Genomic DNA, 25,885 nt, shown 5'->3' with positions numbered 1-25,885 from the left:
CCCCCGCGTCGACGCCGGTCGCCCACAGATCTCGGCGTCGTGCTCGCCGTGGCGCCGCCACGCGCGGAGCGTGGAGAGCACCGGAGAAGGGAGTGGGAATGGAGAGGGATCTGCACAGCGACGAGGGGATGGCCACGGTCGAGTACGCGCTCGTCACGGTGGCCGCGGCCGGGTTCGCCGGCCTGCTCGTGGTGATCCTCAAGTCCGACGAGGTGCGGGGGCTGCTCATGGGCATCCTTCGCGGGGCGCTCGGCACATGAGGATGCGCGACGACCGTGGATCGGCGACCGTCGAGCTCGCGCTCGCGCTGCCGGCCGCGGTCGTCGTGCTCGCCGCGACGCTGTCGGCGGTGCAGGCGGCTGCCGTCGGTGTAGCCGCGCCCGCCGCCGCCCTCGCGGGCGCCAGAGCGGGCGCGATTGCCGGGGACGATGCCGCGGTCGCCGCGGCGACTCGCGCCGCCGGGCCCGGTGCTCACGTGGGCATCGGTCGCGCCGACGGCTGGGTCGAGGTGACCGTGACGGTGGATCTCGGGTGGCCGTGGGGTGCGCGGTCCGCGACCGCCGCCCTGCCGGCGGAGGGATGACGATGCGCGGGCCCCGTGAGGACGCCGGCGCCGGGTCGGTGGTGGCGATCGCGATCGCGTTGGCGGCGCTGGTCGCGGTGCTCGCGCTCGCGGTCGCGGCGGGAGCCGTCGGGTCCCTCGCACGGGCGCAGGCGGCCGCGGACGGCGCGGCCCTGGCGGGCGCGGTTGAGGCCCGCGCCGTGCTCGCACGCGGATCGCCGGTCCATCCCGGCGCGGTGTGCGCCGTCGCGACGGCCGTGGCCGCGCGTGCGGGTGGCGCGGTGCGTGGCTGCGTGGCGGACCCGCGCGGCACGGTGACCGTGACCGTGGAGGTCGAGGGGAGGGGCGCCTCGGCGAGGGCGGGGAGAGGGGGTGCCGGCGGCGGCACGAGCTGAGGGGGGTCGGACCGCCGCCGGCGTTTTCCTGTCAGCGGACGGCTGAGGGATCGTGCCGCTGTCAGGAAACCTGTCCGCGATCGCCGGAGGCAACCGCGTAAGCCGATTCAATACTTTCTATCGGCACGATTTCCATAACAGCGTGGCGCGTGTTGCCCCTCTCGTGCGTGAGTTGTGACAAAGCCCACATCGTTTACCTGCGATGTCGGGGGCGTCAGCGGATGCTGAGCGTCCCGAGCGACGTCCACACCTGGAAGTCGACGGCGTCGTACGCCCCGTCGATCGGAGGCATGGCCGCGTCGCCGGCGCCGCCGGACCGCCCCTCCGAGGTGCCGCCCGTGCTCGTGCCGTCGAGGCTGCCGGGCTCGGGCGCCATCAGGGACGGGCCGTCGTCCGCGTCGCCGAGCGAGTCGCGGACCGTGCCTCCGAGGTCGCTGGTCGAGCCGTCGCCGGTCGCCCCCGTCCACGCCGCGTCGCCGCTCACCGTGAGGTAGTGCATCGCGAGCAGCGTGTAGGTGCCGGGCTCCACCGCGGCCTGGCCGGACTCGTCCCAGCAGCCCGTGACGTCGCGCCACAGCAGCTCCGTCGCGACGGTCTCGCCACGCCCCAGCCCGCTGTCGGGAGCGGGGTACGGCGCGATGGTCATGTCCGCGGCACCGGCGCCCGAGTCCAGGGCCGTGGCCGTGTCCTCGGCGATCGCGGGCTCCGCGACGCCCCCGTACGCGACCACGCCCTGCAGGCGCGGGTCGACGGGGTACGCCTCGGCGACCACGCGGCCGTCACGGACCAGCGCGAGCTGCACGCTCCCGGCGCTCCAGAAGCCGTCGAGGTCCCACGCCGACGTGTTGGTGACGCGGCTTGCCACCGCGGGGTTGCCGTCGACCACCCAGCCGTAGCTCACGTCGATGGTCGTGGGCGCGTCGACGGACACGTCGAGCAGGTCCATCGCGGAGGATCGCGCCGGGAACGCGCCGTCGCCCTCCCACGCGCACCCGAACCATGTCGAGGCGAGATCGCCTGACGAGTCCCCGGAGACCAGCCACCGCTGCGACCCCGCCGCCATGTCCCAGGCCCCCGCCAGGCCCGCCCGGTAGAGGTCGCGGGCGGTGTCCGTGTCGAGCGCGTCGAGGTTGGCGGTCGGCTTCGCGTCGGAGGGCGTGCCGTCGGGCTTGGGTTCGGTCGGCTCGAGCGTCGGATCCACCGGCGGGTCCACCGTGCCGAGGTACGCGCCGAACGGGTCGTCGACGGCGTCTCCGGTGACGGTGAAGGGTACCGCCGTCGCGACCGCGCGCGCCCCGGCGCTCGACGCCACCGCGGATCCGTCCTCGGCCACCTCGGGCGCCTGCCACAGCTCGACCGACGACACCACCGTGTAGTCGCCCGCGGGAAGCGGCTCGCCGTCCCAGCAGTTCACCAGCGGCACGGACACGCCGGTCGCGGGCTGCTCGCCCTCCATGAGGTCCACCCCCACAGGACCATCCGGCGACGGAGCGATTCCCAGCACCGAGTCCGCGCTCCCGGTCCCCACCACGATCCCGTCCCACAGCACCACCACGTCGGTGCCGAAGCCCTCGTACGAGCCCGGCACCAGCACCGTCGCCGTCACCATGCCGGCCAGCTCGGCCGGGGCGGTCGCACCGGCGACCACGGCCTCGTCCAGGACCGTCTCGAGGGACACGGGCGCGCGCACGTCGCTCAGGTCCGGCAGCGTCTCGCCGCACAGGCCCCACGCGATCGAGGATGCCGCCGCGCCGCCGCCGGCCGCCATGTCGCCGTCCTCCGCGGACCCGCCCGAGGCATCCCCGGCGACGGCCGCGGACTCCTCACGTCCAGCATCGTCCGCCGTGGAGAACGAGACCCCGCCGGTGACGCCGGACACGCCGTACCCGACCACCACGACCATCCCGCACGCGAGCACGCCGCTCGCGCCGGTGCGCAGGCCGCGCTGCGTCGCGGCGCGGCGCGCGGCGCGACCCGTGTCGACCGCGAGCCCGTCGAGCGGAGCGCGGTCGGCGGCGCCCCGCAGGGCATCCGAGAGCTTCATGTCAGTCGCCTTCCATCCGTCGGCGGGTGGGCACGTCGTGCCGGTCCTCCGTCATGTCGTCGTCGAGGGGGCCCAGGAGCAGCTCGAGCCGCCCCAGGCCGTCGTGCAGGTAGCGCTTCACGGACCCGGGCGCGAGGCCCAGGTGGCGCGCGATGTCCGGCACCGTGAGGTCGTCGAAGAAGCGCAGCACCACGCAGGCCCGCTCACGCGGTGCGAGGGTCGCGAGCGCCTCGAGCACGTCAGCGCCGGCCTCCACCCCCGCGAGCGGATCGACCGCGGACGGCGCCGGGCGGAACAGGTGCTCGACGCGGCGCCACCGCTGGTCGCGGCGGTACCCGTCGATGTAGACGGACGTGATCGCGCGGCGCACGTACGCCTCCGCCTTCACCGCCGTGAGCCCCGGCCGCGGCCGTGAGAACGTCCGTACCAGGGCGTCCTGGACCAGGTCCTGCGCCAGCGCGCCGTCGCCGCACACCACGTACGCGTACCCGAGCAGCGCACGCTCGCGGTCGCGCACCAGCTGCGCCATGATCTCCCGCCACTCGCTCATCGCCCCACCTCACCGTCGATGCAATGGTGACGAGCACCGTCGCAGAAACGTTGGGGCAGGTCTCGACGGCTCGCCGACCTTGTCCCCTAGAGTGGCCTGGTACCCCTTGCGGGCGTGACAACGGAGTCGCGTCGGGGAGACGTCGAGGAGGACGTATGCGTGCCGCAGTCACCGCCGTGGAGGTGAGCTCCGGAAGCGCGACCATCGTGGTCGTCATCGGGGTCATCGCCGCCGTATCCCTGATCGCCGCCTGGTTCCTGCGCCGCAACGTGCTGCAGGCGCCCGCGGGCACCGAGGCGATGAACGACATCGCGACGGCCGTCCAGGAGGGCGCCTCCGCATACCTGAGCCGCCAGCTGCGCACGCTCGCGCTGTTCGCGGCGCTGGTGTTCGCGCTGCTGTTCCTGCTGCCGGGGGACACGGGCGTGCGGGTGGGCCGCTCGCTGTTCTTCCTGCTGGGCGCGGGCTGCTCGGCGACCATCGGCTACATGGGCATGTGGCTCGCGGTGCGCGCCAACGTGCGCGTCGCCTCCGCGGCGACCCGCGACGGCGGGCGCGCCGAGGGTGCCCGCATCGCGTTCCGCACCGGCGGCGCCGTCGGCATGTCCGTGGTGGGCATGGGCCTGGGCGGCGCGGCGGCGGTGGTGTTCCTGTATCGGGACGATGCGGCGGCTGTGCTGGAGGGCTTCGGCTTCGGGGCCGCGCTGCTCGCCATGTTCATGAGGGTCGGCGGCGGCATCTTCACGAAGGCGGCGGACGTGGGAGCCGACCTCGTGGGCAAGGTCGAGAAGCACATCCCCGAGGATGACCCGCGCAACGCCGCCACCATCGCCGACAACGTGGGCGACAACGTGGGCGACTGCGCCGGCATGGCCGCGGACCTGTTCGAGTCCTACGCGGTGACGCTGGTCGCGGCTCTCATCCTCGGCAAGGCGGCGTTCGGCGAGCAGGGTCTGGTGTTCCCGCTGATCGTCACCGCGATCGGCGCGCTCGTCGCCGCGCTGGGCGTGGCCATCACCAAGGTGCGCGGCTCCGAGCCGGGCCTCAAGGCCATCAACCGCGGCTTCTACACCGCGGCCGCGGTGGGCGCGGTCCTCGCCGCGATCGCGGCGTTCGTCTACCTGCCGTCGTCCTTCGCCGACCTCAACGGCGCCTCCGTGGTCGACGAGTCGGGTGACCCGCGCATCGTCTCCACCGTCGCCGTGTTCGTCGGGATCGGCCTCGCGGGGCTGATCCTGTGGATCACCGGCTACTTCACCGACACCGCGCAGCGGCCCACGCGCCGCGTCGCGCGCACCTCGCTCACCGGGGCCGCGACCGTGGTGCTCGCGGGCATCGGGGTGGGCCTCGAGTCCGCGGTGTACACCGCGACCGTCATCGCCGGCGCCGTGGTGGTGCTGTTCGCCGTCGCCGGCGGGTCCGTGACGCTCGCGCTGTTCCTGGTCGCGCTCGCGGGCTGCGGGCTGCTCACCACCGTGGGTGTGATCGTGGCGATGGACACGTTCGGGCCGGTGTCCGACAACGCGCAGGGCATCGCCGAGATGTCCGGCGAGGTCGACGAGGAGGCCGCCAAGACCCTCACCGACCTCGACGCGGTCGGCAACACCACCAAGGCCATCACCAAGGGCATCGCGATCGCGACGGCGGTGCTGGCGGCGACGGCGCTGTTCGGCTCGTACTCGGACGCCGTCACCCACGCGCTGGAGGACGCGGCGGCGACCGCCGCATCGTTCTCCTACGAGATCATCCACCCGCTCACCCTCGTCGGCGTCATCATCGGCGGCGCGACCGTGTTCCTGTTCTCGGGGCTCGCGATCGACGCGGTGACGCGGGCGGCCGGGGCGATCGTGTTCGAGGTGCGCCGCCAGTTCCGCGAGATTCCCGGGATCATGAACGGGACCCAGCGACCTGAGTACGGGCGGGTGGTCGACATCTGCACGCGCGACTCGCTGCGCGAGCTCGCGACGCCGGGCCTGCTGGCCGCGATGGCGCCCATCTTCGTCGGCTTCGCGCTCGGCGTGGGTGCGCTGGCCGGCTTCCTCGCCGGCGCGATCGGGACGGGCGTGCTCATGGCCGTGTTCCTCGCGAACGCGGGCGGGTCATGGGACAACGCGAAGAAGATCGTCGAGGACGGCTACTGGGGCGGCAAGAACTCGCCGGCCCACGAGGCGACCGTGATCGGCGACACCATCGGCGACCCGTTCAAGGACACCGCCGGCCCGGCGATCAACCCGCTCATCAAGGTGATGAACCTGGTGGCGCTGCTCATCGCGCCCGCGGTGGTGCTGCTCACCTACGGCGACTCGGCGAACCCGTGGATGCGGGCGCTCATCGCCGGGGTCGCGGGCGTGGTCGCGGTGGTGGCCGTCGGGATGGCGTCGCGCCGGGCCCACGCGGGTGGCATCGCCAGCGAGGCGGACTCCGCCGCCGAGGACGAGGGGCACGGGCCGGGTGCCGTCCTCTCCGACCACCACGAGACTCCCGCGGCCACGCCCGCGGGCGGGGAGCAGCGCTAAGGGTCAAGCGCGCCCCCGAGCGGCGCGGCGCCTGTCGTTTGCCCCCCGGCTGACAGGCGCCGCGCCTGGCTTCGCGCTCGGCCTGCGGTTGCCGCCCGGTCGGATTGATCAGAAAGTGCCGAGAACTGGCGCGAGATCTGCATTCGCGTATCAATCCATCGCCGGCCGTGCGCGAGGACGCCGGGCGCGCCGCAACACCCGCGACACACGCACCTGGCACGATGCGCGGATGGCACGCATGAGCACCAGGCTGGCCGGGGGAGTGGTGGGCGCCCTGGTCGTGGTCGAGGGCACCTCCGGGGTCCTCCAGGGCTACTACACCCCGCTCCTCACCGACATCGCCCGCCACCTGGGCATCCACGACGCGGACGTCAACTGGTTCGAGGCGGCCCAGCTGCTGCTGAGCGCCATCGTGGTGCCGGTGCTCGCGCGGCTGGGCGACATGATCGGCCACCGCAAGGTGCTCATCGGCTCGCTGATCGTCACCGCGGTCGCGAGCTGGGCCCTTGCGTTCGCGCCCAGCTTCCCGCTCTTCGTGCTCGCGTGGGCGATCCAGGGCTTCTACGTCGTGTGGCTGCCGCTCAACGTCGCGATCATCCACTCGCGCGCCCGCGACCGCGAGGACGGCGCCGCGCTCACCCGGCGGGGCGCGGGCATCATCGTCGCGGCGCTGCAGGCGGGCGCGATCATCGGCGCGCTCGCGGCCGGCCAGCTGGGCGGCATGCTCCCGCTGTGGGCCACCCTGTCCGTCCCCGCCGCGCTGGTGACGATCGCCCTCGCCGTCGTCATCCTCAAGGTGCCCGACACCGGCGTCCGCGCCGGCGGCGCCATCGACACCAAGGGCACCGTGGTCCTCACGCTGGGTCTGCTCGCCCTCACCGGCGGGCTCTCGCTGGTCCGCCTCGACGGCTTCACTCCGTGGGTCGCCGCGATGGTGCTCGCGGGGCTCGCGCTCATGTGGGTGTTCGTCCGCGTGGAGCGCGGCACCGACGAGCCCCTGGTCGACATCGACCTCCTCAAGCGCCCCACGGTGTGGCCCGTGATCCTCACCGCGACCCTGTTCGGCGTGAGCGTCCTGGGTGCGCAGGGCCCGCTGTCGACGTTCGCCCGCACCGACCCGGACGAGGTCGGCTACGGCCTGGGCCTCACGTCCGCCACGGTCTCCTACCTCATCGGCGCGTACGTGGTCTCGCTCCTGGTGGGCGCGCTGCTGTTCGCCCGGCTCAGCGCCCGCTTCAGCCCGCGCGCGGTCCTGATCGCCGCATCGTTCCTGGTCGCGGGCGGCTACCTCGCCCTCATCCCGTTCCACGGGACCGTCATCACCGTGGTCATCTGCATGGTGGTCGCGGGGCTCGGCTCGGGCGCCCTGGTGGCGGCTCTGCCCGCCGCGGCCGCCTCCGCGGCGCCCCCGCACCAGACCGCGATGGCGACGGGGCTCACCAACACCACCAAGACCATCGGCGGCGCGTTCGCGTCGACCGCCTTCGCGATCGCGCTGGTGAGCGGGGCCTCCACGGCGGCGACGGGAGGCGAGTCCACCGCCGGCACCCTGTCTGGCTACATGACCGTGTGGGGCATCTGCGGCGGCACCGCGCTGGTCGCCGCCGCGTGCCTGTTCGCGGTGCCCAAGGTCGCGTTCCAGCACAACGTCGACGTGGTCGAGGCCGAGGCCGGCACGGCTCGATGACCGACACCACCCAGGCCGCGGAGCGCCTCGCCGCGCTCATCCGCATCCCCACCGTCACGCCGCGCGACGCGGGGCCCCACGACGAGGCGACCGCCGCATCGTTCACCGCCCTGCACGATGCGCTGCGCGCCTTCTACCCCCGCACGTTCGGCCACGCGGTGGAGACGGTCGGGCGGGCGGGGCTGCTGATCCGCATCCCCGGCAAGGACGACGAGCGCCCGCTGGTCCTCATGGCCCACCAGGACGTGGTCCCCGTCCCGCGCGACTGGGCCGCGGAGGGCTGGGAGCACGAGCCGTTCGCCGGCGTGATCGCGGACGGGTGGGTCCACGGCCGCGGCGCGCTCGACGACAAGGGCGCCCTCACCGTCATGCTCGAGGCCGTCGAGTCGCTGCTCGCCGAGGGCCGGACGCCCCCGCACGACCTCTACCTCCTCATGGGCGCCGACGAGGAGTCCTACGGCGACTGCGCCATCACCGCAGCGTCCCTCCTCGCAGAGCGCGGCGTCACGCCATGGATGGTGCTCGACGAGGGCGGCGCCGTCGCCACCGGCGCGTTCCCCGGCCTCGACGGGGAGGCGGCGGTGATCGGCGTCTCGGAGAAGGGGATTGTGGACCTGCGCCTCACCGTCGAGGGCCTGGGCGGCCACGCCTCGACCCCACCGCGCGAGTCCGCGCCCGGCATCCTCGCCCGCGCGCTCGCCCGCATCGAGGCCCACCCGCACCCCGTCGCGGTCAACGACGTCTCCGTCGAGATGCTGGAGCTGGTCGGCGGGAGGCTGAAGGGACCGCTCGGCGCCCTGCTGCGCCGCGCATCGTCCCTCCGCGGCGTGCTCGCGCGCGTGATGCCGCGCCTGTCGCCCGAGCTGGCCGCGATGGTCCGCACCACCGTCGCGATCACGCAGCTCGAGGGCAGCCCCGCGCACAACGTCCTCGCGACGCGCGCCACCGCGGTGCTCAACCTGCGGGTCGCGATCGGGTCGAGCGTGTCGGAGGCGGTGGAGCACGTGCGGCGCACGGTGGACGATGCCCGGGTCGCCATCGCCGTCGAGGTCCCGTCCGAGCCGTCCCCCGTCTCCCCGCGGGGGGACGATGCGCGGTGGGCTTCGCTGGTGGAGGCGGTCGCGGTCTCGTACCCGGACGCACTCACCCTCCCGTACGTCATGCTGGCCGCCTCCGACTCGCGCCACCTGGCGCCGGCGGCCGGAGCGACCTACCGGTTCGCGCCGCTGCGGATGTCGAAGGCGCAGCGCGAGGCGGTGCACGGGCCCAACGAGAAGGTGGAGGTCGAGTCGCTCGGCCGCGGCGTCGTGTTCTACCGCGCGCTGCTCACGTCCGAGCGGCTGGCCTGACCTCCCTCTCGGCGCCCCGCGCGACCGCGATCCACACGGAATCCCTGCTCGGCCCGGATCTGCATGCAACTCGCGTCGCATCGCCCGACCAGCAGGGGGGCAAGTGCAGAATCCGTGTGGAGTCCGGTCGGGGGCGTCGGAGCCGGGCGGCCTACGCGCGCTCTGAACCCCGCCCGGCACTAGCCTCGGGTACGTGAGCCTCGACGTCCCCGTGCTGCCCGACGCCTCCGCCGCCGAGGCCCTCCGCGCCGACCTCTCCACGTGGACCGTCGACGCAGTCGAGGCGGTGGTGGGGGATCGGGCCATGCGGGCCCTCGCCCGCGAGCAGGTGCTGCCGGCGCGGGTGGCGAGCCGCGCATCGTCCACCGTGGAGGCGACCCTCACCCGGCTGTTCCTCCTGGGAGACGCCGTGCCCGTACGCGACGTGGACCGCGCGCTGCCGTCCGTGGGCGCGGACGGCGCCGCGCGGCTGGGGCTCATCGAGCTGTCCGGGGGCGAGGCGCGCGGCCGGGTGGACCTGCGGCCGTACGCCGCCACGCACGAGGACGGCGAGGCGCAGTGGTGGGTCGCGTCCGACCAGGGCGAGGCCGTCACCGGCGCGCGCCTGCGCGACGACCACGTGCTCGGGATCGGCGGGGCGTCCCTCACGCTCGCGGGGATGACCATGCGCGCGCCGGTGGGTCGCGTGCTCGACCTGGGCACGGGCTGCGGGATCCAGGCGCTGCACGCCTCGCTGCACTCGCGCGCGGTGGTCGCGACGGACGTCTCGCGCCGCGCGCTCGCCTACACCCGCTTCAACCAGGTCCTCAACGGGATCGCGGACTGGGACCTGCGCGAGGGGTCGATGCTCGAGCCGGTCGCGGGTGAGGAGTTCGACCTGGTGGTGTCGAACCCGCCGTTCGTCATCACGCCGGAGGGCGCACCGCAGTTCGAGTACCGGGCATCGGGGGTGCCGGGCGACGGGATCGTGTCGACGCTGATCTCCTCGGTCGGGGCGGTGCTCGCGCCGGGCGGCGTCGCGCAGATGCTGGGCAACTGGGAGGTCCACGGCGGGTCGTCATGGCAGGAGGGGCTGGAGGCGTGGCTCGCGGCCTCCGCCTCGGCCGGCCGCCCGCTCGACGCGTGGGTGATCGAGCGCGACGAGCTCGACGCCGCCGAGTACGCCGAGACCTGGCTGCGCGACGCCGGCGTCACGCCCGAGCGCGGCCGCGCCGAGTTCGAGGCCGCCTACCAGGCGTATCTGTCCGACTTCGATGCGCGCGGGGTGAGCGCGGTGGGCTTCGGGATGGTGCTGCTGCGGCGCCCCGTGTCCGGCGAGCCCACGCTGCGGCGCCTCGAGCAGCACGAGGGCGCGCTGCAGGAGCCGTTCGGCGGGTACCTGGTCGCGGCCCTCGCGGCCCACGACCGAATCGCCGGCATGACGGACGATGCCCTGCTCGCCACCGCGTGGACCGCCGCCGCGGACGTCACGCGGGAGAGCTACGGGCCGGTCCTGCAGGCGGACCCGTCCTATCTGCTGCTGCGCCAGGGCGCGGGGCTGGGCCGGTCGGTGTCGATGGACACGGCACTCGCCGGGTTCGTGGGCGCGTGCGACGGCGAGCTCACCGCGGGCCAGATCGCGCACGCCCTGGCGGCGCTGCTCGACGTCGACTCGGGGCGCATGGTCGCGGGGCTGGTCCCGGCGATCCGCGAGCTGGTCGCCGACGGGTTCCTGGAGTAGCCGGCGGGGTCCCGGTCCCGGGTCGCGGCGAGGTCCCGGTCCCGCCCCGCCCGCATTGGTATCTCTTGGTCGGTTTCGCGGGATCCGTGCGTGTCGGTGGTCGCTGATGGTCGGCGCGGCCCGAGAGTTTCCTGGGAATTCATCCGCGCGGCCCGCTTGCCCTGCCTTGGCAGAGCAGCCCCGGGACTTTACCCGCCATTGGTCCCGGCCTGGTCTCCGCTACACCAGATACGGGACCCTGGTCCGAGGCGGTCACCGCATGGCAAAACTACCCTTGAAGGGTGACATCGACGTTCGCGGCGGGACCGGAGGCTCAGGCGCCTCGCACGGTCTCGTCGGACCCGGAGACGGGTAAGAATGGAGATGCCGAGGCGGCGCAGATGGAACCCCATCGCCCCCTCGTCACCGAATCCCAAGACAACGGTGTGTCGGCGCGTCGAACCGCGTCTCGTCGGCGCACCCTGAAGACGTCCACGCCGGACGTCGGAGAGTTGCTCCGCGGAGATCCCGCGGGACTGCCAGCCCAGGAGGCACGCCCCATGTCCACCACCGAGCTCGACACCTCCGCCATCGCGATCCCGACCGCTCACGGGCTGGTCATCGCGGACTTCCTCTCCTCGTGCACGCACGCGTGGCCCGGCCGCATCGCCGCCACCCTGACGCTGCAGGGCTGCCCGTGGCTGTGCGCCTATTGCGGCACCCCCGAGAGCCACGACCCGAAGGGTGAGGGACGCGTCTCCTGGAGCCGTGTCCTCGAGCAGCTCGAGTCGCACCGCGGCATGGTCGACTCCGTGGTGTTCGGCGGCGGCGAGCCGACCGCTCAGGACGGCCTCCTCTCCGCGATCCGTGAGGTGCGCGCGATGGGCTACTCGGTGGGCCTTCACACCATGGGCGCCCACCCGGGCCGCCTCGCGTCCGTGCTGCCCGAGGTGGACTGGGTCCGCTTCGACCTCAAGGGCACCCCGGCCATGTACGAGCACATCACCGGTTCCGACACCGCCGGCACCCAGGCGTGGGCCTCCCTCGAGGCCATCCACGAGTCCGGTGTCGACTACGAGGTGCAGTTCACCGTCGACCCGACCGTCCACACCCGCGAGGACATCCTCGCGACCGTGCGCGCGATCATCCACCGCGGCTTCCACGCCCCCGTGCTGCAGCAGCCCCGCCGCATGACCGCCTCGGCCGGCTACCGTCGCGCGCTCCGCGGCCGCGGCCTGTACGACGTCATCACCCACGAGGACCTCCCGGACCTCGCCCGCCGCTGACGCTCGCGGCTCCACCCCGCGGCTCCACCCCCGCGCGGCTCCCACCACCGCCGCGCGCTGGGGGGAACCCGCTGACGGTTTCCGACGATCCCGTGCTGCCATGGGGAACTCGGCGACGGTCGCGGCAGAACTCCCGACGGCCGTCGCTCAGCTCCCCGCAGCGCGCCGGAATCCCGCGAAACCGTCACTCAGCACCCCATAGCGCGCGTCCGGTGGCGGGCGCGCAGCGGGCGGGCGCGGAGCGCGGGGCGCCGCAGCAGCCCCTACAACCCCAGGTTCCTCGCGAGCACCTCGCGGATCGACTCCCAGCGGTCCGTGCGCGCGGCCAGCAGCGGCGCGCCCACCTCGACGGCGGGCCGGTAGCCCGACCCGTCCACGCGCCCGACCGTGAACCCCGCCTCCGCGGCGATCGCGGCGCCGGGCACGTGGTCCCACGGCTTGGCGCGCGTGTAGACCAGGAAGCCCACCTGCTGCGTGACCAGGTCGGCGTAGTCGAAGCCCGCGCACATGCGCAGGTCCTCGTAGCCGCCCAGCTCGGGCTCCGCGGCGAGCAGCCCCTCGCGCACGCCGTCCACCGCGTACCTCACCGACACCGCGCCTCGGGGCTCCTCGCCCGCCCAGGCGGCCCGGGCATCGTCCCCCCGCGAGCGTTCGACACCCGCGGCGAGCGAGCGCCCGTCCAGGAACGCGCCCACGCCCTGCAGCGCCTCGAACATGCGCCCGAACTCGGGCTGGAGGATCCACCCGCCCACCGGCAGGCCGTCCTCCACCAGGCCCACCATGACGGCGTAGGTGTCCGAGCCCTCGACGAAGTTCGCGGTGCCGTCCACCGGGTCCACGGTCCACGCAGTGCCCTCGGTCGCGAGCACCTCCACCACGGATGGGTCCGCCGCGGTCGCCTCCTCGCCCACCACGGGCACGTCGAGGATCTCGCGCAGCAGCGGCGTGAGCGCGCGCTCGGCCTCGAGGTCCGCCTCGGTGACGTAGTCGCCGGGGCCCTTGAGGTGGACGTGGTGGTCGGCGAGCGCGCGGAAGCGCGGGCGGATCTCGGCGTCCGCGACGCGGCGCATGGCCTCGCCGACGGCCGCGCGAGCGGCGGCATCGAGGATGGGCTCCATGCGTCCATCGAACCACGGCGGTCCGACGCCATTGCGCAGGGACGATGCTCGGCTACCCGACGTTCACCCCGTCGCCTTGTCCCCAGGTCCCGGTGGGCGCGTCCGACCCCATATGTATATTGAGTGCGTCTCAGGCAGGCGGAAGCCGCCGGGACGCGAATCCCAGAGAGAAGGTTCCATGGCCCGCAAGCTCGTGATCGTCGAGTCGCCCACCAAGTCGCGCACCATCGGCGGCTACCTGGGTGCCGACTATGACGTGGTGTCGTCGGTGGGTCACATCAGGGACCTCGCCGAGCGGTCGGACCTGCCGGCGGAGCTCAAGAAGTCGGACATCGGCAAGTTCGCGATCGACATCGACGGCGGCTTCCAGCCGTACTACGTGGTGAACGCCGACAAGAAGAAGATCGTCGCGGACATCAAGAAGCGCCTCAAGGAGGCCGACGAGCTCTACCTCGCCACTGATGAGGACCGCGAGGGGGAGGCCATCGCCTGGCACCTGCTCGACGTCCTCAAGCCCAAGGTGCCCGTCAAGCGGCTCGCGTTCCACGAGATCACCCGCGAGGGCATCTCGAGGGCGCTCGAGAACCCGCGCGAGGTCGACATGGAGCTGGTCGAGGCCCAGGAGGCGCGCCGCCTGCTCGACCGCCTGTACGGCTACGAGGTCTCGCCGGTGCTGTGGCGCAAGATCCAGTCGGGCCTGTCCGCCGGCCGCGTCCAGTCCGTGACGCTGCGCCTCGTGGTGGACCGCGAGCGGGAGCGCATGGCGTTCCAGTCCGCCGAGTACTGGGACCTCAAGGGCACGTTCACCGCGACCGAGGGCACGGACGCGGGCCGCAGCTTCGACGCGCGCCTCACCACGGTCGACGGCAAGCGCGTCGCGACCGGCAAGGACTTCGACGACCGCGGCCACCTCACCAACAGCAAGGCCGTGCACGTCCACGCCGCGCTCGCCGGCGCGCTCGCCGCGGGCCTGGCCGACGCATCGTTCTCCGTGGTCGGCGTGGACTCCCGTCCGTACAAGCGCCGCCCCGCGGCGCCCTTCATCACCTCGACCCTGATCCAGGAGTCGAGCCGCAAGCTCCGCCTGGGCGCGCGGCAGGCGATGGGCGTGGCGCAGGCGCTGTACCAGAAGGGTTACATCACCTACATGCGCTCCGACTCGCCGGGCCTGTCCGGCGAGGCGATCCGTGCGGCGCGCAAGCAGGCGACCGCGCTGTACGGCGCGGACGCCGTCGCGGCCAGCCCCCGCGTGTACGCGTCCGCCGACTCGAACGCCCAGGAGGCGCACGAGGCGATCCGCCCGGCAGGCGACAGCTTCCGCACGCCCGACTCGCTGCGCGCCGAGCTCACGGGCGACGAGTTCCGCATGTACGAGATGATCTGGAAGCGCACGCTCGCGTCGCAGATGGCCGATGCCGTGGGCACCACGTCGACGGTGCGCATCGGCGCGACCACGGCCGCGCACCACGCGGTCGAGTTCTCCGCCTCCGGCACCATCCTCACCGCGCCCGGCTTCATGGCGCTCTATGAGGAGTCCCGCGACAAGGCGCGCTACGAGGAGGACGAGACCAAGGTCGAGAAGGAGTCGCGCCTCCCCGTCCTCGAGCAGGGCCAGAAGGTGGGGGCCGAGGGCATCGAGCCGCTGACCCACGCCACCACCCCGCCGCCGCGGTTCACGCAGGGCTCCATGATCAAGGAGCTCGAGGACCGCAAGCTGGGCCGCCCGTCCACGTACGCCGCGATGGTGGACGTCATCATCGACAAGGGCTACGTGCGCGTCGAGAAGCAGGCGCTGGTGCCCACGTGGCTCGCGTTCGCGATGATCCGCCTGCTCGAGGAGCACTTCGCGTGGCTCATCGACTACGACTTCACCGCGGACATGGAGGAGGACCTCGACAAGATCGCCGGCGGCCACCTCTCGCGGATCGACTGGCTGAGCGAGTTCTACTTCGGGTCGGGCGAGGACGAGGACGGCCGCGGCCAGGGCCTCAAGCGCCTGGTCGAGGACCTGGGCGACATCGACGCCCGCGCGAACTCGACGTTCGAGATCGGCGACGGCATCGCGCTGCGGGTGGGCAAGTACGGTCCGTACCTCGAGCGCGAGGTCGAGGGCGAGAAGCAGACCGCCTCCGTGCCCGACGAGCTCGCCCCCGACGAGCTCACGGTCGCCAAGGCCGAGGAGCTGCTGCAGAACCAGGGCGGCGACGAGCGCGTGCTCGGCACGCACCCCGAGTCCGGCCTCGAGATCGTGGCGAAGGCCGGGCGGTTCGGCCCCTACGTCACCGAGGTGCTGCCCGAGGACGCGAAGGGCCGCCCCAAGACGGCGAGCCTGTTCAAGTCGATGGACCTCGAGACGGTCACGCTCGAACAGGCGCTGCGCCTCATGAGCCTGCCGCGCGTCGTCGGCGTGGATCCCGCCACCAACGAGGAGATCACCGCGCAGAACGGCCGCTTCGGTCCCTACCTCAAGAAGGGCACCGACTCGCGCACCATCGAGTCGGAGCAGCAGCTGCTCGACATCACGCTCGAGGAGGCGCTCGCGATCTACGCGCAGCCCAAGCGGGGCCGCGGCCGCGCGGCCACGCCGCCGCTCAAGGAGTTCGGAGAGGACCCCACCTCGGGCAAGCCGATCGTCGCGAAGTCGGGCCGGTTCGGCGACTACATCACCGACGGCGTCACCAACGTCACCATCCCCAAGACGGAGACCGTGGAGTCCGTGACCCCCGAGCGTGCGATCGAGCTGCTCGCGGAGAAGCGCGCCAAGGGTCCGGCCAAGAAGCCGGCCCGTCGCACCGCCGCCAAGAAGCCCACCACCCGGAAGAAGTAGCGCACGCCGCAGCCTGTGGAGCCCGAGCGCGACGGCCCCCACCAGGGGGATCTCTCGCCGTTCGCGGTTCCCCTTGCGCCCGCCCCTCGAGAGCGAGACTCTTGATTCTCGGAGGGGGTCCCCATGGGCGGCACCGTCGCACAGCTCTCTGAGGAGGCGATCGCGCGCCTCGGGGCGGACGCGTACCTCCTCACGGGATCCCGGGAGGTCGCCGAACGCCTCCTTCGCGACGCCGCCGTCCACGTCGCAGCCGAGCGGCACCCGGATGGCACCCTCGAGGCGCGCATGCGCGCGTCGCTCGCGACCCGGCACCTCCACCACCGCCACCTCCCTCACCGGTCGCTCCACCGGCGGGACCGTCGCCGTCCGCGGGCGCCGCGACCGGGCGTCTTCCAGCTGCTCGACTCGCTCAGCCCCCGCCAGCGCGCGGTGCTCGTGCTCTCCGTCGTCGACCGCCTGACGGTCGCGGAGGTCGCACGCGCGATCGGCGAACCCGAGCGCGAGGTCGCCGCCACGCTCTACGACCTCCGCGCGACGGCGACGCCGCGCGCGGCGTCTCGGGCGGACTTCCCGGGGGTCGCCCGCGCGGTCGAGGCCGCGCCCACCGACGCGTTCGAGTACGTCGACGTGGCCGTCCGGCGTCGGAGGGGAACCCCCTAGCCAGGCGCGCGATGGCCCTCGGTCCCCCGGAGCTCCAGAGCACGCCGGCCAGCGTGGAGGACAGGCTCGTCCTCGCGGGGGACGCGGCCGGGAGGACGATGCGCGGGCGGGCCTCCCGTGCCCTCGCCGGAGCGGACGGCCGGGCACGCCGGCGGCGCCGGGTGCGTGTCGCGGTGGCGACCGCCGCGGCCGCGGCGATCGCGCTGGCGCTCACGTCGGGGGTGCTGCGGCTGGCGGACCCCGAGCTGCCGTTGCCCGACCGCCTGGTCGCGTCGATCACCGCGGGCGATCGCGTGGCGACTGCGGCGCTGATCGGCGACGGCGCGCTCGACGAGCTCGACGCCCGGCGTCCCACCGAGGCGGTGAGGCTCGCGCTCACACGGTGCGATCAGCCGATGTTCCGGCTTCTGCGTGACGGAGGCGCGCGACGCGCCGCGGACGCGGGTGCTGCCGGGCAGGACGTGGCCCTGGTGACGGTGATCCGGTTCTGCGGACCGGCGGTGATCCGCGAGGTCTGGCAGGGGGCGGTCGTGCGAACACCCCCGATCCACCTCATGGTGTTCGCCGCGCTCGAGGGCAGCGCCGCGGCGGTGCGCACCCTCGCGGAGCTGGGCCTCCCGGTCGACGTGCCGGGCGGCCCCAGCCCGCTCGAGGCAGCGATCCACGCCGGTCGGGCGGACGTCGCCCGGGCCCTCATCGACCTCGGCGCGGACACCAGGCGCCGGACCGTGGACGGCATCCCCCTCGCGCGGCTCCTCGACATGATCCCGAACGAGTTCGAGTGCACCACCATGAGCCCGGGTGAGCGTGCGGTGTGGCGCGTGGCATGCGCCGCGCTGGTCCACGGCGGCCGGCCGTGACGGGACCCTGACGCGCACGCTCTGGCGGTCGGTGAGGTGAGACGCAACCCTGGGGGCAGGGGTCGGCGTTCTAGGGGTGGAAGGGGGCGAGGACATGGGCGACAGCACCAGCGTGGTCGAGGAGCTCTACCGCACCGCGATCCCTCGCCTCTGCGCCTACGGGTTCCTGCTCACCGGCTCCGAGTCGGAGGGGGAGGAGGTGGTGCAGGCGGCGATCGTGAAGACGTTCAGCCGGCACCGTCGCCTCGAGGACGCGGCCTCCGCGGAGGCGTACGTGCGGGCGGCGATGCGCACGCTCGTCATCGACGCCGGCCGTCGCACCACGCGGTGGCGCCGCGTGATGTCCTCGCAGGTCACGCTCGGCGACGGACGCCTCGAGGACCAGGTCGCAGGCGAGGACGAGGTCGCCCGCGCCCTGCGCGAGCTGCTGCCACGCGTGAGGGTCGCGGTCGCGCTGCGCTACTCCGACGACCTCACCACCGCGGAGGTGGCTATCCGCATGGGGGTCACCGAGGGCGCCGTCAAGAAGTACCTCTTCACCGCCCGGGAGCGGCTGGGTGCGTGGCTGCAGGCCACCGAGACCGATTCTGCGGGCGTCGCCGTCCGCGTCGCGAAGGGACGGGCGCGATGATGGATCAGCTCACCGCCGCCGCCGCCGAGCACGGCGCCCGCATGGCCGCCCGGCTCGAGGCCGCCGGGACCGCGCCGGCGCTCGCGGGCATCACCCGGGCGCGTCGTCGCCGCGTCGCGGGGGGCGCGGCGATCCTGATCCCCGCCCTCGCGCTCGGCGCCTGGGCCGTGACCACGGTCGTGGGTGCCGACCCGGTCGAGCCCGCCACCACCGACACCCCGGTGGAGATCACCGAGGATCCGCTCGACATCCAGCTGAGCGGCGCGATCGGCCGCGGCGACTACCCGACCATGCAGGCGCTCATCGATCTCGGCGTGTACCTCGACCACCAGGGCAACCGTCCCTTCACCGCGACCGCCATGGAGAACTGCGACGTCACCGCGTTCCAGATCCTCGAGGAGGCCGGGGCTCCGCGCACCGTGCGCGAGGTGTGGCGCTACGACGACGAGGCGCTGCGCGTGGCGATCGGCCGATGCGACTCCGACGTGATCGCACGGATCGTCGACCCGGTCACGGCGCCGCGTCTGAGCGACACGACGATGCTGCAGGCGGTCGACAAGGCGGACGATGCGGCGCTCACCGTGCTCGTCTCGGCGGGGGCACCGCTCGAGGGGGCCGGGGACTGGAGCACGGTCGCGTACGCGGCGCTCCACGGCCTCGACGACCGGGTCGACCTGCTGCTCGATCTGGGCGCCGATCCCGACGTCACGATCGACGAGGGGCCGCTCATCGACTATGTGCGCGAGCATGGCAGCGCGCGCGCGATCGCGGCCGTCGAGGCCGCGCGGGAGGCGTCATGAGGCTCAGGATGGTGGTGGTGGCGCTCGCATCGCTGCTGGTAGCGGCCTGCACCGGGGGTTCCGACGCGAGCGAGGGCGCGAGTGCCGCTTCGTCGATCGCGGCCGTCGACGCGGTGACCCTGACCGCGGACCAGCAGCTGATGGCAGCCGCGGTGACGGGTGACGCCGCATCGGCACGGGAGGCGATCGCCGCGGGCGCCGAGGTCGGCGCGATGATGGGCTGGAGCACGCCGCTCCACGCCGCCGCGCATCACGGCCATGCCGACGTGGTCCGGGCGCTCATCGACGCGGGTGCGCGGGTCGACCAGACGGTCGCCGGCGACACCCCGCTCCACCTGGCCGCGCTCGCGGACGACGCGGAGACCGTCGCGGCGCTGGTGAGCGCGGGCGCGGATCCGGAGGTCGCCGGCGGCCAGGACTCCGACCTGACCCCGCTCATGATCGCGATGGCCTCGGGCTCAACCGACGCGGCGGGCGCGCTCCTCGACGCCGGCGCCTCCTGGACCACCACCCACCAGTGGGGCGTGGACGCGCTCCAGTGGGCCGTGTTCTTCGGCGAGGAGGACGCGGTGAGGTGGGCGCTCGCGCACGGAGCGGACGTCCGGTCGATCGATGACGACGGCACGCCACGGTCCGCGGTGGCGGAGGAGTGGGAGTGGCCCGACCTCGCCGACTACCTGCGGTCCGTGGAGTAGCCGGCCCGCGCATCGTCCCCCCTATGCTGGCCGTATGAGTGCACCGCTGCCCATGTCCGCACCCGCCGTCCGCTGGGGGATCCTCGGCGCCGGGGGTATCGCTCGCAAGCTCGCCGACGCCGTCACGCACTACACCGCGTCGACGGTGATCGCCGTGGGCTCGCGCGACCAGGCGCGGGCCCAGGCCTTCGCCGACGAGGCCGGGATCCCGACCGCGTACGGCTCGTACGAGGAGCTGCTCGCGGACCCGGACATCGACGTGGTGTACGTCGCGACGCCGCACAGCCACCACCACGAGCACGCCCTCATGGCCATCGAGGCGGGCAAGAACGTGCTGTGCGAGAAGGCGTTCACGCAGAACGCCAACCAGGCGCGCGAGGTGGTCGCCGCCGCCCGCGCCAAGGGCGTGTTCCTCATGGAGGCCATGTGGACCCGCCACCTGCCGCACGTGTACGCGCTGCGCGACGCGATCGCGCGCGGCGAGATCGGCGACGTGGTGTCCGTCCAGGCCGACCACGGCCAGCTCCTCACCCACGTCGAGCGCATGTGGAACCCCGCGCTCGCGGGCGGCGCGCTGCTGGACCTGGGCGTCTACCCGGTCGCCTTCGCGCACGACCTCCTGGGCGTGCCGGACAAGATCACCGCCACGGGCCGCCTCCGCGAGACCGGCGTCGACGGCCAGGTCGCGATGATCTTCGACTACGCGACGGCGCAGGCCAGCCTCACCACCACCATGGAGGCGCGCACGCCGTGCATGGCGCTGATCGGCGGCACCGAGGGCCGCATCGAGGTGCAGGACACGTTCTACGCCCCCACGTCCTTCACGGTGAAGCGCCTCGACGGCACCTCGTGGACCTACGACGGCGACGTGCCCAACGGCTTCCAGTTCGAGGCCGCCGAGGTCGCGCGCCGCATCCACGCCGGCGACACGGAGAGCCCGCTGCTCACGCTCGACCAGTCCATCGAGGTGATGGAGATCATGGACGAGGTCCGCATGCAGGTGGGCCTGCGCTACCCGAACGAGCTGTAGCCCGGACGCGACGTCCCCGGGGGACGATGCCGCGGCCGGGTGACCGCCGCATCGTCCCGTGCGAGGCGGCGTCGGAGGGTCCCGGTAGATTCTTCCCATGGCGTTTCCGGGCTTCTGGGTGGTGTTCGAGGGGGCCGACGGCGTGGGCAAGACCACGCAGGTCGAGCTGCTCGCCGCGCGTCTGCGCTCCGCCGCGGGCGGGTCGCGCGAGGTGCTCACCACGCGTGAGCCAGGCGGCACCCCGCTCGGGGTGGAGCTGCGCCAGGCGATCATGCACGGCGACCACGTCGCTCCCCGCGCGGAGGCGCTGCTCTACGCCGCGGACCGTGCGCACCACATCGCCACGCTGGTGAGGCCGGCGCTCGAGGCGGGAGCGGTGGTGCTGCAGGACCGCTACCTCGACTCGTCGGTGGTCTACCAGGGCGGCGCCCGGGGGCTCGGCGACGAGGTCGAGCGGATCTCGCGCTGGGCCACGGAGGGGCTGCTGCCGGACGTGACCGTGGTGCTCGACATGGAGCCCGACGCATCGCGCATGAGCCGGGACCTCGACCGCGTCGAGCGCGAGACCATCGCCAAGGCCGCGCAGATGCGCGCCGCGTTCCTCGAGCGTGCCGCCCTGGACCCGGGACGGTACGCGGTCGTCGACGCCGCGCGGTCGGTGGAGGCCGTCCACGCGTCCGTGGTGGAGGCGGTGGAGCGCGCGATGGGGCGTCGGGACGGTCTGCCGCTCGAGCCGTGGGGCACGCCGTGAGCGTGTGGGAGTCGGTGGTCGGTCAGGGGCACGCGATCGGGCCGCTGCGCGCCGCGATCGACGACCCTGGCTCGATGACCCACGCGTGGCTCATCACCGGTCCTCCGGGCTCCGGCCGCTCCTACGCGGCGCGCGCGTTCGCCGCCGCGCTCCAGTGCGAACAGGGCGGCTGCGGCGAGTGCCGCGCGTGCACCACCGCGCTCGCGGGCACGCACGCGGATGTCACCCTCGTGGCCACGGAGAAGGTCACCATCGCGATCGACGAGGTCCGCGACCTCATCGGCCTCGCGGCCACGTCGCCCAGCCAGGGGCGCTGGCGCGTGATCGTGGTCGAGGACGCGGACCGCATGACCGAGCGCACCTCGAACGTGCTGCTCAAGTCCATCGAGGAGCCGCCGCCGCGCACCGTGTGGGTGCTGTGCGCGCCCAGCCCGCAGGACGTCGCGGTCACCATCCGCAGCCGCTGCCGGATCGTCGGCCTGCGCACGCCCGACCCCGATGACGTCGCCGCCCTGCTGGTCTCTCGCGACGGGATCGAGCCCGCGCTCGCGCTCGAGTGCGCGCTCGCGGCCCAGAGCCACATCGGCGTCGCGCGCCGCCTCGCCCGCAACCCCGAGGCGCGCGCCCGCCGCGACCAGGTGCTCGCGCTCGCCACGGACATCCGCGGCGTGGGCGACGCGATCTTCGCCGCCGCGGACCTGGTCGAGGTCGCGGACACGGACGCGAAGGCCGCCACCGAGGAGCGCGACGCGGAGGAGCGGGCGCAGCTCATGACCACGCTCGGCGTCGAGGACGGCGGCCGCATCCCGCCCGCGCTGCGCGCCCAGCTGCGCCAGCTCGAGGAGGACCAGAAGCGCCGCGCGACGCGCCACAAGCGAGACGTGCTCGACCGGGCCATCACGGACCTCATGTCCCTGTACCGCGACGTCGCGGTCGCGCAGACCGGTGCCTCGGTGCGCATGGTCAACGTCGCCCACGAGGGCCACGTGCGCGACCTCGCCGCCCGCACCACCCTCGCGGACACCATGCGCTGCCTGGACGCGCTCGCCATGGCGCGCGAGCGGCTCGCGGGCAACGTCGCGCCGCTGCTCGCGCTGGAGGCGATGGCGCTCGACCTGCGACCTCCCACCGCCGGCCGTCGTTAGGGTGGCGGGATGAGACGCCCCCTCGCCGTCGTGATCGCCCTGGCCGCCGCATCGTCCCTGCTGGCGGGGTGCACGGCCACGGATGACGATGCCCCGGTCACCCCCGCGCCCACCTCCGGCTCGACCTCGGGCGCCGTGGAGGAGGGGGATCCCGCGGTGTACTCGCAGGAGGTGTCCTGGGAGGACTGCGGCGAGCTCGAGTGCGCGACCATCCAGGTGCCGCTCGACTGGGAGGACCCCGACGGCGAGACCGTCGACCTCGCGATCAACCGCGCGCGCGCCACCGATCCCGACGCGCGGATCGGCAGCCTGCTCATCAACCCGGGCGGGCCGGGCGGCAGCGGCCTGGACCTCACGGAGTCGTTCGTGGTCTCCGCCGGCGAGGACGTGCTCGCGGCCTACGACGTGATCGGCTTCGACCCGCGCGGCGTGGGGGAGTCCAGCCCCCTCGCGTGCGGCGACACGGACGTGATCGACGCCTACTACCTCACCGACCTCACCCTCGACACGGAGGCGGCGATCGCGGACGCGCGGCAGGCGAACACCGACTTCGCGGAGGGCTGCCGCGAGCTCAGCGGGCCGCTCATCGAGAACGTCGACACGTCCTCGGCGGCGCGCGACATGGACCTCATCCGGGCGCTGGTGGGCGACTCCTCGCTGAACTACCTCGGGTACTCGTACGGCACGCAGCTGGGCGCCACCTACGCGGAGCTCTACCCCGAGCGCGTGGGGCGCATGGTGCTCGACGGCGCGGTCGACTTCACGCTCCCGGTCGAGGAGCAGGCGGCGGGTCAGGCGGCCGGCTTCGAGGGCGCGCTCATGAACTTCATCGACTGGTGCCACGAGCAGGCCGACTGCCCGCTGGCCGCGGACCGCGAGGCGGCGCGTCAACAGGTCGAGGACATCACTCTGCAGGCGCGCGACCGGGGCTACTCCTCGCTCGACGGCGATCCCGTCAACGGCAACGTCATGGTGTACGGCATGGTCATCACCATGTACGACGAGGGCTCGTGGCCCTACCTGCAGGCGGGGCTCGACGAGGTCCTCACCCGCGGCACCGCGGACATCTTCTACCAGCTGGCCGGCTTCTACCTGGACAAGGACCCGACCACGGGCGAGTACCTGTCGAACTCGCAGTGGGCGTTCACCTCGATCGGCTGCCTCGACGGCGGGATGACGGAGCCGTTCACCGTCGCCTCGCTGGATGCCTTCCGGGCGACCATGGAGGAGGCGTCCCCGACGTTCGGCTGGTGGTTCGCGTCCTCGCTCGGGTGCGACGGCTGGCCGTGGGAGGGGTCGGAGCGTGTCACCTCGCTGGACGCCGCCGATTCCGCGGCGCCCATCCTCGTGATCGGCACCACCCACGACCCTGCGACGCCGTACGCGTGGGCGGAGTCGCTCAGCGACCAGCTCGCCGGGTCGACGCTGCTCACGTACGAGGGCGAGGGGCACACCGCGTACGGACGCTCGAACTCGTGCGTGCTCGACGCCGTGGGCGGGTACCTGGTCGACGGCGAGATGCCGGATTCGGGAAAGCGCTGCTGAGGCGCTATCATGTCTTTCCGTGCCCTCCGGGGCATGGATGCGTTCCCGCGGGTATCCCGCGGAGCGCACGCCGCCTTAGCTCAGTCGGCAGAGCGATTCACTCGTAATGAATAGGTCGTGGGTTCGATTCCCACAGGCGGCTCGTTGTGAAATGGCCCGGATCCCCGTGTGGGAGCCGGGCCTTTTCGCGTTTCCGGGGCGCCCGTCGCATCGTCCGGGCGCGTGCCGCCCGCCGCCTACCCGTCGGCGGGCAGCGTGCTCGGGACCCGTCGGTACAGCTGGACGAGCGTGATGACGCGGGCCGCCGACTCGACCAGGATGAACGCGAGCAGCGCCGCGACGATCGCGCGGAATGTCTCGCCGTCGGGCAGCAGGTCCTGCTCCGCGACCAGCTTGATCGCGATCAGGAGCCCCAGTGCCACGAACGACTCGATGCTGTAGCGCAGGACTACCCCGCGGTGCGCGGGGTACCCGGCGACGAAGGTCGACCGGGCTCGGTACCAGCCGAATGCGTACCCGGCGCCCGCGCCGAGCACCGCGACGATCGCGTGGACCGGCGTGTGCTCGAGGTCGGTCGCGAGGATCGAGCCCACCACCACGAGCGCGAGCACCGGCTCCAGGATCTGCATGCGCAGGGTGCGGAAGCGCTCACGCGGCTCGAGCTGGATGGTCGGATCCGACGCGGCGATCCGATTGCCCGCCTTGAGCTCACGGATGAGCAGCACGGCGATGACCAGGACCAGGACGGAGGAGACGGTGTCCACAGGACCTCGCTTTCGGGTGGCGAGCGGTGCCCCCCCGGGGAGACCGAGGAGCCCGCGTCGGGCCGCGACGGTAGGCGACGCTGAGGCTCAGCCTGTCACAGGCAGGGCCCGCCGCCCCATTGATACGCCGGAGCAGATCCGCGCGCCTTTTTCTGCACCCGTGGATCAATCCGACGGCGGGCACGACGGCGGGCGCGACGGCGGCCCGGGCTGCAGATCCGACGGCGGGCCCGTACCGCCCCGCCGCGCCTCCGGCATGGCCGGTTTGTCCGCCCTGCCCCCGCCGCAATGTGGCCAGCGTGTTAAATCTCGCGGACAAGTGAGCAATATCTCGCCGATCCGGTCGAGAGACGCCTGGAAACCATGGCATCCTTTCACTGCATCACGTGCCAACGTGCAAACTTTTCTGGGAGGAATTGTGAAGACCAAGCTGGGGATGAAGCTGGCCGCCGTTGGCGCCGCTGTGCTCATGACCATCGCCGTCGCGCCCGCGTCGCAGGCCGCCGGCACCAAGTGGCTGCCGATCGACAAGGTGCCCGCCGCCGGCATGACCGGCATCCAGCGCGCCTACGTCGCGACCGCTCCGAAGCAGACCTTCCACGTCGCGAAGGTCGGCGCGAAGAAGGGCCGCTACGTCACGTTCTCGATCACCGTGCCGAGCCAGTGCACGGGCCTCCGCTGGAGCGAGTCGTACCTGCACAACATCAAGAAGAAGACCATCCAGTTCAAGATCGAGGGCAAGGCCAAGAACAAGTACGGCGCCTTCGTGAACATGAGCACCTCGAACCCGCTCAAGGTCTCGGGCAAGACCGTCACCTTCAAGGCGGAGAAGACCAAGCCGGCGACCAAGGCGTCCTCGGTGCTTCTCAAGAACGTCCGTCTCCAGGGCTGCTAAGCGCCTGAGCGAACGAACGGCCCCTCCTTCGGGAGGGGCCGTTCGGCGTTTCCGGGCCGTGCGAGCGGACGATGCG

Annotated in this window: 23 protein-coding genes and 1 tRNA gene; 20 read left to right on the top strand and 4 right to left on the bottom strand. The window is 73.1% G+C overall.

The annotated features are described in order from the left end of the window. Window positions 1-98: 98 nt before the first annotated feature. The 3 genes from AOM01_RS14740 to AOM01_RS10385 are packed head-to-tail and all read left to right on the top strand — an operon-like array spanning window position 99 to window position 957. A complete protein-coding gene (locus tag AOM01_RS14740; protein WP_369401590.1) occupies window positions 99-260 on the top strand; it encodes a DUF4244 domain-containing protein in 162 nt (53 codons plus the stop codon). Next, a complete protein-coding gene (locus tag AOM01_RS10390) occupies window positions 257-583 on the top strand; it encodes a hypothetical protein (RefSeq protein WP_156155942.1) in 327 nt (108 codons plus the stop codon). The genes AOM01_RS14740 and AOM01_RS10390 overlap by 4 nt, the downstream gene beginning before the upstream one ends. 2 nt (window positions 584-585) lie before the next feature. After that, complete coding sequence (locus AOM01_RS10385; RefSeq protein WP_062292917.1) at window positions 586-957, top strand: hypothetical protein; 372 nt, start codon at window positions 586-588, stop codon at window positions 955-957. Window positions 958-1,171: 214 nt separating this feature from the next. Here AOM01_RS10385 and AOM01_RS10380 read toward each other — a convergent pair whose 3' ends face one another. Then, window positions 1,172-3,001: a hypothetical protein gene (locus AOM01_RS10380; protein WP_062292915.1), complete on the bottom strand. Its 1,830-nt coding sequence runs from the start codon at window positions 2,999-3,001 to the stop codon at window positions 1,172-1,174. A gap of 1 nt (window position 3,002) precedes the next feature. After that, on the bottom strand, window positions 3,003-3,551 hold the full coding sequence (locus tag AOM01_RS10375; RefSeq protein WP_062292912.1) for a sigma-70 family RNA polymerase sigma factor: 549 nt from the start codon (window positions 3,549-3,551) through the stop codon (window positions 3,003-3,005). Between the two features lie 155 nt (window positions 3,552-3,706). Here AOM01_RS10375 and AOM01_RS10370 point away from each other — a divergent pair, with 155 nt between their 5' ends. The 5 genes from AOM01_RS10370 (at window position 3,707) to AOM01_RS10350 (ending at window position 12,088) form a co-directional block, all read left to right on the top strand. After that, complete coding sequence (locus tag AOM01_RS10370; RefSeq protein ID WP_082110175.1) at window positions 3,707-6,067, top strand: sodium-translocating pyrophosphatase; 2,361 nt, start codon at window positions 3,707-3,709, stop codon at window positions 6,065-6,067. A gap of 229 nt (window positions 6,068-6,296) precedes the next feature. Further along, window positions 6,297-7,754: an MFS transporter gene (locus AOM01_RS10365; protein WP_062292908.1), complete on the top strand. Its 1,458-nt coding sequence runs from the start codon at window positions 6,297-6,299 to the stop codon at window positions 7,752-7,754. Next, window positions 7,751-9,103, top strand: coding sequence for a M20/M25/M40 family metallo-hydrolase (locus AOM01_RS10360; RefSeq protein ID WP_062292906.1), 1,353 nt, complete (start codon window positions 7,751-7,753; stop codon window positions 9,101-9,103). The genes AOM01_RS10365 and AOM01_RS10360 overlap by 4 nt, the downstream gene beginning before the upstream one ends. A 193-nt stretch (window positions 9,104-9,296) precedes the next feature. Continuing rightward, a complete protein-coding gene (locus AOM01_RS10355) occupies window positions 9,297-10,823 on the top strand; it encodes a DUF7059 domain-containing protein (RefSeq protein WP_062292904.1) in 1,527 nt (508 codons plus the stop codon). A 539-nt stretch (window positions 10,824-11,362) separates the two neighbouring features. Further along, the gene (locus AOM01_RS10350) at window positions 11,363-12,088 is read left to right on the top strand and encodes an anaerobic ribonucleoside-triphosphate reductase activating protein (RefSeq protein ID WP_062292902.1); all 726 of its coding nucleotides are present in this window, start codon (window positions 11,363-11,365) and stop codon (window positions 12,086-12,088) included. A gap of 263 nt (window positions 12,089-12,351) precedes the next feature. On the opposite strand, the gene AOM01_RS10345 is transcribed toward AOM01_RS10350, so the two are convergent. Then, window positions 12,352-13,206: an inositol monophosphatase family protein gene (locus AOM01_RS10345; RefSeq protein WP_062292899.1), complete on the bottom strand. Its 855-nt coding sequence runs from the start codon at window positions 13,204-13,206 to the stop codon at window positions 12,352-12,354. Window positions 13,207-13,384: 178 nt separating this feature from the next. Here AOM01_RS10345 and topA point away from each other — a divergent pair, with 178 nt between their 5' ends. The 11 genes from topA to AOM01_RS10290 all read left to right on the top strand — a co-directional run bounded on the left by topA (window position 13,385) and on the right by AOM01_RS10290 (window position 24,292). Further along, a complete protein-coding gene (gene topA, locus AOM01_RS10340) occupies window positions 13,385-16,033 on the top strand; it encodes a type I DNA topoisomerase (protein ID WP_062292896.1) in 2,649 nt (882 codons plus the stop codon). Window positions 16,034-16,156: 123 nt separating this feature from the next. Next, on the top strand, window positions 16,157-16,693 hold the full coding sequence (locus AOM01_RS10335) for a sigma factor-like helix-turn-helix DNA-binding protein (RefSeq protein ID WP_062292893.1): 537 nt from the start codon (window positions 16,157-16,159) through the stop codon (window positions 16,691-16,693). 11 nt (window positions 16,694-16,704) lie between these two features. Next, on the top strand, window positions 16,705-17,553 hold the full coding sequence (locus tag AOM01_RS10330) for an ankyrin repeat domain-containing protein (protein WP_062292891.1): 849 nt from the start codon (window positions 16,705-16,707) through the stop codon (window positions 17,551-17,553). 94 nt (window positions 17,554-17,647) lie between these two features. Further along, a complete protein-coding gene (locus AOM01_RS10325; protein WP_062292888.1) occupies window positions 17,648-18,184 on the top strand; it encodes an RNA polymerase sigma factor in 537 nt (178 codons plus the stop codon). Next, window positions 18,181-18,984, top strand: a complete 804-nt coding sequence (locus AOM01_RS14625) for an ankyrin repeat domain-containing protein (protein WP_062292886.1) — start codon at window positions 18,181-18,183, stop codon at window positions 18,982-18,984. The genes AOM01_RS10325 and AOM01_RS14625 overlap by 4 nt, the downstream gene beginning before the upstream one ends. Beyond that, window positions 18,981-19,679, top strand: a complete 699-nt coding sequence (locus AOM01_RS10315) for an ankyrin repeat domain-containing protein (RefSeq protein WP_169746548.1) — start codon at window positions 18,981-18,983, stop codon at window positions 19,677-19,679. Before AOM01_RS14625 ends, AOM01_RS10315 begins: the two co-directional genes overlap by 4 nt. A gap of 34 nt (window positions 19,680-19,713) precedes the next feature. After that, on the top strand, window positions 19,714-20,709 hold the full coding sequence (locus AOM01_RS10310) for a Gfo/Idh/MocA family protein (RefSeq protein ID WP_062292880.1): 996 nt from the start codon (window positions 19,714-19,716) through the stop codon (window positions 20,707-20,709). A 97-nt stretch (window positions 20,710-20,806) separates the two neighbouring features. Next, entirely contained in the window at window positions 20,807-21,460 is a 654-nt protein-coding gene (gene tmk, locus AOM01_RS10305) for a dTMP kinase (protein WP_062292877.1), read from the top strand. Further along, window positions 21,457-22,605 carry a DNA polymerase III subunit delta' gene (locus AOM01_RS10300; RefSeq protein ID WP_062293150.1) on the top strand — a complete coding sequence of 383 codons (1,149 nt, stop codon included), beginning with the start codon at window positions 21,457-21,459 and terminating at the stop codon, window positions 22,603-22,605. The genes tmk and AOM01_RS10300 overlap by 4 nt, the downstream gene beginning before the upstream one ends. 9 nt (window positions 22,606-22,614) lie before the next feature. Next, window positions 22,615-24,150 (top strand): alpha/beta hydrolase, encoded by a 1,536-nt coding sequence (locus AOM01_RS10295; RefSeq protein ID WP_062292874.1) that lies wholly within the window; start codon window positions 22,615-22,617, stop codon window positions 24,148-24,150. Between the two features lie 69 nt (window positions 24,151-24,219). After that, window positions 24,220-24,292, top strand: a tRNA-Thr gene (locus tag AOM01_RS10290). 94 nt (window positions 24,293-24,386) lie between these two features. Here AOM01_RS10290 and AOM01_RS10285 read toward each other — a convergent pair. Further along, a complete protein-coding gene (locus AOM01_RS10285; protein WP_062292872.1) occupies window positions 24,387-24,914 on the bottom strand; it encodes a hypothetical protein in 528 nt (175 codons plus the stop codon). A gap of 418 nt (window positions 24,915-25,332) precedes the next feature. Between AOM01_RS10285 and AOM01_RS10280 the strand changes: the two genes are divergently transcribed. Next, window positions 25,333-25,809: a hypothetical protein gene (locus AOM01_RS10280; RefSeq protein WP_062292869.1), complete on the top strand. Its 477-nt coding sequence runs from the start codon at window positions 25,333-25,335 to the stop codon at window positions 25,807-25,809. Window positions 25,810-25,885: the final 76 nt, after the last annotated feature.

This window comes from Demequina phytophila (genome assembly GCF_000971135.1).
GTDB lineage: Bacteria > Actinomycetota > Actinomycetes > Actinomycetales > Demequinaceae > Demequina > Demequina phytophila.
Note: the sequence above shows the minus strand (reverse complement) of the source record. Positions and strands in the feature narration are given on the sequence as shown.